Consider the following 8823-nt stretch of genomic DNA (forward strand, 5'->3'; position numbering starts at 1 on the left):
CCGATGCGTCGCAGGAGCAGACCGACGTCGAGTCGTTCAAGGTGCTGGAGCCGCGGGCGGACGGCTTCCGCAACTACCTGAAGCCGGGTCAGGGCGTCGCCGATGAGGAGCTCCTGGTCGACAGGGCCCAGCTGCTGACGCTGACCGCGCCGGAGATGACGGTGCTGATCGGCGGCCTGCGCGCGCTGAACACCAATGTCGGCGGCACCAAGCACGGCGTGTTCACCGACAAGCCCGGGACCTTGACCAACGACTACTTCGTCAACGTGCTCGACATGGGCACCGAGTGGGCTCCGTCGTCCACCGAGGGCGTCTATGAGGGCAAGGACCGCGCCTCCGGCAAGGTCAAGTGGACCGCGACCCGCGTCGACCTCGTGTTCGGCTCGAATTCGCAGCTCCGCGCCCTGTCCGAGGTCTATGCCGCCAGCGATGCCACGAAGAAGTTCGTCGACGACTTCGTTGCGGTGTGGGGCAAGATCGGCAATCTCGATCGCTTCGATCTCGCTGAGGATCCGAGCGGCAAGGTCGTCAAGCGTTGATGGGCTGACTGTATCCACGGCAACAGGTGCACCCTCTCCCCTTGTGGGAGAGGGTCGCGCGAATGAGCGAAGCGAAATGCGCGCCGGGTGAGGGGTATCTATCCGCGCTCGCAAATGCGGAAGCAGACCCCTCACCCGTCTCGCCGCCGCGTTCCGCGCCGGCGATCCACCCTCTCCCACAAGGGGAGAGGGAATACTTTCACTGCCGAAAGAGTCTCGCACATCGCGCTAACAACTAATCAATTCAATAAATTTGCTTGATATAATGAAAGGGCGGCCCCACAAGGTGCCGCCCTTCTTATTTGGATTTACTCCTCACCCCTCACCGGACCACGCCCGCCGCCATCGATCTGGCGGCCCATCAGCGCGATCGCCTTCTGATAGACGCCGGCCGCGTTCCAGGCCTGGATCGCCGCGAAATTCGGCTCGCCCGGCTGATAGCCGGCGCCGGCACGCCAGCCATTGGCGCGCAGGAAATTCGCCGTCGAGTTCAGCGCGTTCGCAGCGACATCGAGATTGCCGGTGCCGTAATTCAGGATCGTCTTTGGCATGAACTGGGTCTGGCCGACCTCGCCATGCATCGAGCCGCGCTGCGACGGCGAGATCGAGCCGCGCTCGATCAGCTTGAGCGCGGCGTAGAGCTGATCGGTGAAGAACTCGGACCGTCGGCAGTCATAGGCCAGCGTCGCGATCGACGACAGCATGTGCTGATTGCCGCGCTGGCTGCCGAAGCCGGTCTCCATGCCCCAGATCGCGATCAGCGGCCCCGGCGGCACCCCGTAGCGCTGCTCGATCGAGGCGAACAACCCCGCCTGCGATGCTTTAAGCGAACGGCCGCGCGCCACGATCGCGGCAGCGCCGCGCTTGGCGAGGAAGGCATCGAGCGACAGGCTGAAGCTGTGCTGGCTCCGGTCGGCCGCGATCGTGGCCGAGGCGTAGTTGGTCTGCATCAGGGCCGAGATCGCATTGCCACTGATGCCCTTGGCGCGCGCCTCCTCGGAGAATTCGCGCTTCCAGGCGTCATAGCCGCCGGGTCCATTGCCGCACTGTGCGGCATGCGCCGTGCCGCCAAGCGTTGCCATGAGCGCCAAGGCCGTCAGCGCAGCCCCTGCAAGATGTCCAGCCTTGTTCATTCATCTCTCCCGGCATGGGCCAAGAGATGCTCAGTGATCCCTCGTCCCGGTTTTCGAAACTCGTCAGCTCTATAGCGCAGGTTTTGCACGCGGCGCGTGCACTTTCGCGCGGCGGTGAAGGCTATTTCGCACTGCATCGCCCCGTCAACCACCGCAGCGTTCGCTGGTTCTCATGTGCAGGCGTTCTCGCGGCGCCTTGCACCCGAGCTTTGCAAATCGAGACCCTCCGATAGTCGAGAGGGCACAGGGACGGCCGGGTATCGACCGATACCCATGGTTCGCGTGCAGCAAAAGCACGCGGTAGAACCACAGGTTCAGCCAAATCCGGCCTTCCCTGCGCAATGGTTTGACGGCTTATACGTGATCTCCTCGGGGACCGGCTTGATTGCCCCCGTTTGCGAGACGCTCGCGCGCCGCGCCGACCTCAGCACCGGGAGGCCAGGACCACACGATTTCACCGTGCGCATGAGTTGTTCGTCGGCACGATCATCGTGCTGCAACTCGATACGCCCCACCGCTCCCCGCCTCCACGTGCCGTGACGATCGCGATACGTCCCTCGTCGACGAGGCGGGATGTGGCTAGACAACCATGAATTCTGATAAAAAGAAACAGAAATATTTTTCGCAGACCCTCTAGACATGCATCATCAACTTGAGCGCACTAATGAAATAATTTTTTTGGTGCATGCCATTTTGCGGGAAAAGGCCGACCGAGACGATCATCCCGTACGTCAAAGCGACGCCTTTGCCCGACGGGCAGCGCAAATCCATCCGGGCCGCGCACCTTTGATATACTATATCCGGCGGAACAAAGATGTGATGGTTGGAACAGGCGGCCGGGTTGCAATCGCAGCTGCCGGCGGGCAGCATGCGCGACTTCCAGAACACCATTGCTGCGAAATGTGGTATGGTGACTCGGCGGCGCGGCCAAGTTCCGCGGTCGATTGAACTGGACCATTCGGACGCATTTAAGTTTGGGGAATCTCCAATGACCGCACTGGCTGAAGCGCCGGTTCTTGATCGGACCGAGGACCGCTGGAATCTGGTCTCGCATGCCGTTGCCAGCATCGAGGCCTCCGACGTTTTCCTGACGCCGTTTCCGCATATCGTGTTCCGGGACTTCTTTCCGGCCGATATCTATCGCGAGCTCACTGGCAACGTTCCCTCCGAGGGCTACGATCCGATCAAGGCCGACCAGACCCGGATGGCGCTGCGGCTCTATGGCGAGCATGTAGGCCACATCGAGCCGGCGCGGCGCGAGCTGTGGGCTGCCGTGTCCGCGATGCTGACCTCGAAGCAGGTCGAGGATGCGATCCGGCACAAGCTGCATGCCGGGCTGGTGATCAGGGCCAAGGGCGACAAGGTGAGCGGGCCGGACGCGCTGAAGCTGGTCGCCAAGCCCGTGCTCTACAAGGATTCCGACGGCTACCAGATCAAGCCGCATCCGGACACGCGCAAGAAGGTCGTGACGATGCAGTTGTACTGCCCGACCGACGAGAGCCAGGCCGATCTCGGCACCACGCTCTATCAGGCCTCGCTCAAGGGCCTGTTTCACGTCGGCTCGTATTGCCTGGAGCCGGTGAAGACGATCCCGTTCCTGCCCAATATCGGCTACGCGTTCGTGGTGCTGAAGGCTTATCACTCGCTGAGCCAGATGAGCTGGCACGGCCGGCCGAAGGTGAAGACCACGTCGCCGCGCATCACCATCCTCAACACGTTCTACCGCGACGAGAACGTCGGGTTCTGAGCGCGCAAGAGCCACACACGCCGCTGTCGTCCCGACCTCGCGCCGGGATCCATACTCCGCGGCGGCCGTGGCTGAAACGCGGTATTGGCCGCCTGCCGCTATTTCATGCATCACGCGGTATGGATCCCGAGTCAGCGCTCGCTTTGCTCGCCTGCCTGGGACGACAACTTTTTGTGCGGACGCAAGCTACCGTCTCACTGCGAGTGTCATCGCCAGGCTCGTGCCCTCACCTCGCCCCACCCTTTTCCCTTAACAATCTCAGCCACGCCGCCGCTGCCGGCGAGAGATAAGCGCCACGGCGCCAGGCCATTGCCATCGTCCAGTCGGTCTCGGGCTCGTCGAGCAACGCCAGATGAATCGGCACCTGCGTGCGCTGGGCCGCGATCAACTGCGGCAGGAAGGCGACGCCGAGACCCGCGCCGGCCAGTTCGGCGATGAAATCGATCTGCGTGCTGCGCGCGGCCACGATCGGCTCGAACCCGTTACGACGGCAGGCATCGCGAATGACGCGGTTGAGCGCAAAGCCGGTCTCGAACAGGATGAACGGCGTCTCGCGCAGATCATTCAAACTAACGACGTCGCGCACGGCCAGCGGATGCCCGGCTGCGATCAGAACCATCAGCGGCTCGCGACGCACCACCTGCGAAGCGAACTCGTCGGCGATCGGTGGCAACAGCCCGGCAAAATCGATCTCGCCAGCCGCGAGCAGTTCGTTGAGCCGGTCGCTGCCGTGCTCCGAGAGCCGGATCTCGATTTCCGGAAAACGCTGGCGATAAAGCGCGAATAGCGGCGCAAAGAGCGTGCTGGAGCCGATCGGCGGCAGGCCCAACCGCAGCACGCCGCGCTTCAGGCCGCGCAGCTCCTCCAGTTCGGCCTGCAGGTCGTCGCGCTCGGCGAGCAGCCGGATCGCACGGCGATAGACGATCTCACCGGCCGCGGTCAGCCGGCTCTTGTGGCGCAGGCGATCGAGCAGCGGCAGGCCGAGCTCGTCCTCGAGCTGCTTGACCGCCTTGCTGACGGTCGACTGCGTGGCAAAGACCACTTTTGCGGCCTTGGAGAAGCCGCCCTGGCGGACCACCTCGACGAAGCTTTTCAAGGTCCTGAGTTCCATAGAGATTAATACTATTCCATTCTTGACTGGAATTCATTCGATCAATTCGCTTTAGACATGCTGCGTTGCCGCATATCGTCGTATTGTCCTGCCGCTATCGAAAGGCCGCGCCATGATGCAACGCAGCATCGCCCTTCAGCTCCGCCGTCTCTTGCGCCGTCATCGACTGGCCCAACTCGCGCTAGTAGCCGCCTTCTGGCTGGCGGGCGAAGAGCTGGTCCGGATCAGCGGACTACCGCTCCCGGGCAGCATCATCGGCATGGCTCTGGCGCTGCTGGCGCTCGGCGCCCGCGGCGTGCACGTCGGCAGCATGAAGCGCGGCGCCAACTGGCTGCTCGCCGAGATGCTGCTGTTCTTCGTCCCGGCGGTGCTGGCGCTGCTCGACCACACCGAGTTGCTCGGCCTGACGGGGCTGAAGATCGTCACCGTCATCGCCTTGAGCACGCTCGCGGTGCTCTGCGTGACCGCGCTGACAGTCGACCTCTGCTATCGCTGGATCGCGCGCGATGAGCTTGCTGCTAACAACATGGCATGAGCCGCTGGTCCAGGCGATCGCCTGGTCGGTCGCGACCATCCTGCTGTATTTCGGCGCCAAGCGGCTGCATCGCCGCTGGCCACGCTGGTGGCTGATGCCGCTCGGCGTGGCACCGGCGCTGTTAATGATCGCAGCGCTGGCGCTTCACGTCTCCTACCGCGACTACATCCGCGGCACGCATTGGCTGGTGGCGCTGCTCGGACCTGCGACGGTCGCCTTCGCGGTGCCGATCTATGAGCAGCGGGCTTTGATCCGCCGCCGCTGGCCGCTGCTGCTGGTCGGCATGATCGCAGGCAGCCTCACCGCCGTGCTCACGAGTTGGGTGTTGGCCTACATGCTCGGCATCGACGGCGCGCTGCGGCTCAGCCTGCTGCCACGCTCGATGTCGACGCCATTCGCGATGGAGGTGTCGGGCGAGATCGGCGGCATCCCCGACCTCACCGCGATCTTCGTCGTGCTCACAGGCCTGTTTGGGGCCGCGGTCGGCGATGTCGTGCTGGCACGGCTGCCGCTGCGCTCGAAGATCGCCAAGGGCGCCTCGTTCGGCATGGGCGCACATGGCGCCGGCACGGCGCGCGCACACGAGCTCGGCCGCGAGGAAGGCGCGATCGCAGGCCTGGTGATGGTGCTGGTCGGGCTGATGAACGTGGCGCTGGCGCCGATGGTCGCCGCGCTGATGCGGTGAGCCTGTTAGGAGCGCTTCCATCCATGCCGTCATTGCGAGGAGCAAAGCGACGAAGCAATCCAGAGTCGCACGTGAGAGCCTGGATTGCTTCGCTGCGCTCGCAACGACGGACTACACACAAAGCTCCGACAGCTCATCCACCACGGCGAGCGCGCCGCTGAAATCGTCGTCGCTGAAATAGATGCTCCGGGTGACGATGCAGGGAACACCAGCGCGCATGGCGGCCCGCAGGCCGTTGCCGGAATCCTCAAAAGCAACGCACGCGCCGGCCGGCAGATCGAGCTGCGACAACGCCTCGATATAGGCATCGGGCGCCGGCTTCTTGCGCGTGACGTCGTCCGCCGCCACGACTGCCGCGAACATGCCTTCCCAGCCCGGGCCGAGCGTCGTCTCGAGCAGCGCGTCGATATTGACCCGCGTTGTCGTGGTGGCGATGGCGAGCTTCTGGCCTCGCGCGCGCGCCCCGTCGAGCAGAGCATGAACGCCCGGCCGCAACGGGCAGCTTGCCGCCGCCATCAGCGCCGCGAAGCGCTCGGTCTTGACCTGGTGCAATTCCGCAATCGCCTTGTCCGAGATCGGCGGCCCGGCGCGTCGCAACTGGTCGAAGGCGCGGATGCGCTCCTTGCCGCCGGCCACCCGCAGCAGATCGCGATAAATGCGCCGGCCCCAATGCCAGTCGAGCCCGACCTGCACGAAGGCCTCGTTGAAGGCGGCGCGATGCAGCTCCTCGGTCTCGGCCAAGGTGCCGTCGATGTCGAAGATCAACGCTTTTGCCTGCGCCAGCCGGCGCTGCGCCTCGGCAAGAGGCGATGTCGTCGCGGCTGGCGTGGCGCCCATGGCTACATCTCCACAGCTTCCGGTTTGTTGAACACGCGGCTCGCCAGCACGTCCACCGCTTCGATCGCCGTCACCTCGGCCGCGGTCAGCACCCGATCGAGCCGCGACACCAGCCGATTGGCCTGGCGCAGGCGAATGCGATCGAGCGCGTTACGGATCGAGCGCGCATTGGAAAACAGCGGCTGTGTCCGGCGCACCGCGATGTAGCGCTCGAATGCAGCTCGTGCCTCCGGCGTGAAGCGATAGTTCTGCCCGTCCAGCATCAGCTCGGCAATAACAAGCAGCTCGCTGCCCGAATAGTCCGGAAAGTCGATGTGATGGCCGATGCGGGAGCGGAAGCCCGGATTGCTCTGGAAGAACTTTTCCATCCGGTCGCCATAACCGGCGAGGATCACCACGAGATCCTCGCGATTCTGCTCCATGACCTGCAGCAGGATCTCGATCGATTCCTGGCCGTAATCGCGCTCGTTCTCCGGACGATAGAGATAATAGGCCTCGTCGATGAACAGCACGCCGCCCATCGCCTTCTTCAGCACTTCCTTGGTCTTCGGCGCGGTGTGCCCGATATATTGCCCGACCAGATCGTCGCGGGTGACGCTGATGACATGGCCGCGGCGCACGAAGCCGAGCTTGTGCAGGATACCGGCCATGCGCAGCGCCACGGTGGTCTTGCCGGTGCCGGGATTGCCGGTGAACGACATGTGCAGCGTCGGGAACGTGGTCGCCAGTTTCATCTTCTGCCGGATGCGCTCGACCAGCAAAAGCGAAGCGATCTCGCGAATCCGGGTTTTGACCGGCGCGAGCCCGACCAGCTCGCGATCGAGCTGCGCCAGCACCGGCGCAATCTCGACATCCTCGAATTCGCGGCGCAGGTCGATGGTGTCGACCGGAACCGTATCCACCGAATCAACGCGGGCGGCAGCTTCCATCATGGTTGATACCGCTCCCCTTCCGGCCGCTCGGTCGCGTAAGGCTGCGTCGCATAACGAAGATTGCGCCCGACGGTTTCCTGGCGGTCGAGCCGGAAGCCGGGTTCCTGCTTCGGCCGGTTGACGATGAAGGAGATGCGCACCGACTCCCAGCCATGCGTCGCATCGAAACCCGAAATGCGGATATAGCGGTCGCCATAGATGCGCCGGCATTCGCCGAGTTCACGCATGATGCCGGCGGCGTCGCGTAAATCGAACATCGGCAATCCCCACATATCCCAATAGGTGTTGCGTGGGTGCGGATCGTCTGTGAACTCGATGTTAACAGCCCAACCCTTGTCGAGGCAATACTGGACCTGCGCCGTGATTTGCTCATCGGTCAGATCAGGCAGGAACGAGAAGCAGCCCTGGGTGACGCGCATGGTGGAGTCCTCTCACATCGCGGGGGTAACGGTCGGAACGAAATCCGGCGTGTCGGTTGATTCGTAGTTGAAGCTGACGTCTTTCCACACCTCGAGCGCTTCGCGCAGCGGCGTGCAGCTCTGCGCGGCGCGCGCGAGGATCTCCGGGCCTTCATGGAGGTAATCGCGGCCCTCGTTGCGAGCGAGGATCATCGCCTCCAGCGCGACGCGGTTGGCGGTCGCGCCGGCCTGGATGCCGCGCGGATGGCCGATAGTGCCGCCGCCGAACTGCAGCACCACATCCTCCCCGAGCAGATCAAGCAGCTGGTGCATCTGGCCTGCATGGATGCCGCCGGAGGCGACCGGCATCATCCGGTTGAGGCTCGCCCAGTTCTGGTCGAAAAACACACCATGCTCGAGCCGCATCGGATTGTAGTCCTCGCGGCAGATGTCGTAATAGCCGCGGGTGGTATTCGGATCGCCTTCGAGCTTGCCGACCACGGTACCGGCATGGATGTGGTCGACGCCGGCGAGCCGCATCCATTTGGCGATGACGCGGAACGAGACGCCGTGCGAGCGCTGCCGCGTATAGGTCGAATGCCCGGCGCGGTGCAGATGCAGGATCATGTCATGCCGGCGCGCCCACTTCGCCATCGACTGGATCGCGGTGTAGCCGATCACCAGATCGATCATGATGATGGTCGAGCCGAGCTCGCGGGCGAACTCGGCGCGCTCATACATGTCCTCCATCGTCGCGGCGGTGACGTTGAGATAGGTGCCCTTGATCTCGCCCGTCGCAGCCTGCGCCTTGTTGACCGCCTCCATGCAATACAGGAAGCGCTCGCGCCAATGCATGAACGGCTGCGAGTTGATGTTCTCGTCGTCCTTGGTGAAGTCGAGCCCGCC

11 protein-coding genes are annotated in these 8823 nt (G+C 63.9%); 4 read left to right on the plus strand and 7 right to left on the minus strand.

Annotated features, from left to right (window positions below):
• Nucleotides 1-539, plus strand: a 539-nt coding sequence (locus tag WA702_RS07220; protein ID WP_425109841.1) for a peroxidase family protein, incomplete at its 5' end; no start/stop codon positions are given.
• Between the two features lie 308 nt (nt 540-847).
• On the opposite strand, the gene WA702_RS07225 is transcribed toward WA702_RS07220, so the two are convergent.
• Nucleotides 848-1672 (minus strand): lytic murein transglycosylase, encoded by an 825-nt coding sequence (locus WA702_RS07225; RefSeq protein ID WP_425109842.1) that lies wholly within the window; start codon nt 1670-1672, stop codon nt 848-850.
• 633 nt (nt 1673-2305) lie between these two features.
• On the minus strand, nt 2306-2542 hold the full coding sequence (locus tag WA702_RS07230) for a hypothetical protein (RefSeq protein WP_425109843.1): 237 nt from the start codon (nt 2540-2542) through the stop codon (nt 2306-2308).
• 118 nt (nt 2543-2660) lie between these two features.
• Between WA702_RS07230 and WA702_RS07235 the strand changes: the two genes are divergently transcribed.
• Nucleotides 2661-3419, plus strand: a complete 759-nt coding sequence (locus WA702_RS07235) for a hypothetical protein (RefSeq protein ID WP_425109844.1) — start codon at nt 2661-2663, stop codon at nt 3417-3419.
• Nucleotides 3420-3645: 226 nt separating this feature from the next.
• Here the strand turns inward: WA702_RS07235 and WA702_RS07240 are convergent, their stop codons facing one another.
• On the minus strand, nt 3646-4530 hold the full coding sequence (locus tag WA702_RS07240) for a LysR family transcriptional regulator (RefSeq protein ID WP_425109845.1): 885 nt from the start codon (nt 4528-4530) through the stop codon (nt 3646-3648).
• A gap of 112 nt (nt 4531-4642) precedes the next feature.
• On the opposite strand from WA702_RS07240, the gene WA702_RS07245 reads away from it, so the two are divergent.
• Both WA702_RS07245 and WA702_RS07250 read left to right on the plus strand, forming a co-directional pair.
• The gene (locus WA702_RS07245) at nt 4643-5065 is read left to right on the plus strand and encodes a CidA/LrgA family protein (RefSeq protein ID WP_425109846.1); all 423 of its coding nucleotides are present in this window, start codon (nt 4643-4645) and stop codon (nt 5063-5065) included.
• Nucleotides 5037-5750: an LrgB family protein gene (locus WA702_RS07250; protein ID WP_425109847.1), complete on the plus strand. Its 714-nt coding sequence runs from the start codon at nt 5037-5039 to the stop codon at nt 5748-5750. Before WA702_RS07245 ends, WA702_RS07250 begins: the two co-directional genes overlap by 29 nt.
• A gap of 111 nt (nt 5751-5861) precedes the next feature.
• Here WA702_RS07250 and WA702_RS07255 read toward each other — a convergent pair whose 3' ends face one another.
• The 4 genes from WA702_RS07255 to WA702_RS07270 all read right to left on the minus strand — a co-directional run.
• Nucleotides 5862-6587, minus strand: a complete 726-nt coding sequence (locus WA702_RS07255) for an HAD-IA family hydrolase (protein ID WP_425109848.1) — start codon at nt 6585-6587, stop codon at nt 5862-5864.
• 2 nt (nt 6588-6589) lie between these two features.
• The gene (gene cbbX / locus WA702_RS07260; protein ID WP_425109851.1) at nt 6590-7516 is read right to left on the minus strand and encodes a CbbX protein; all 927 of its coding nucleotides are present in this window, start codon (nt 7514-7516) and stop codon (nt 6590-6592) included.
• Nucleotides 7516-7938 (minus strand): ribulose bisphosphate carboxylase small subunit, encoded by a 423-nt coding sequence (locus WA702_RS07265; RefSeq protein ID WP_425109849.1) that lies wholly within the window; start codon nt 7936-7938, stop codon nt 7516-7518. Before WA702_RS07265 ends, cbbX begins: the two co-directional genes overlap by 1 nt.
• A 12-nt stretch (nt 7939-7950) precedes the next feature.
• Nucleotides 7951-8823: ribulose-bisphosphate carboxylase large subunit (locus WA702_RS07270; protein WP_425109850.1), on the minus strand; the 873-nt coding region annotated here is incomplete at its 5' end.

The organism is Bradyrhizobium sp., assembly GCF_049798375.1.
Classification (GTDB): Bacteria; Pseudomonadota; Alphaproteobacteria; order Rhizobiales; family Xanthobacteraceae; genus Bradyrhizobium.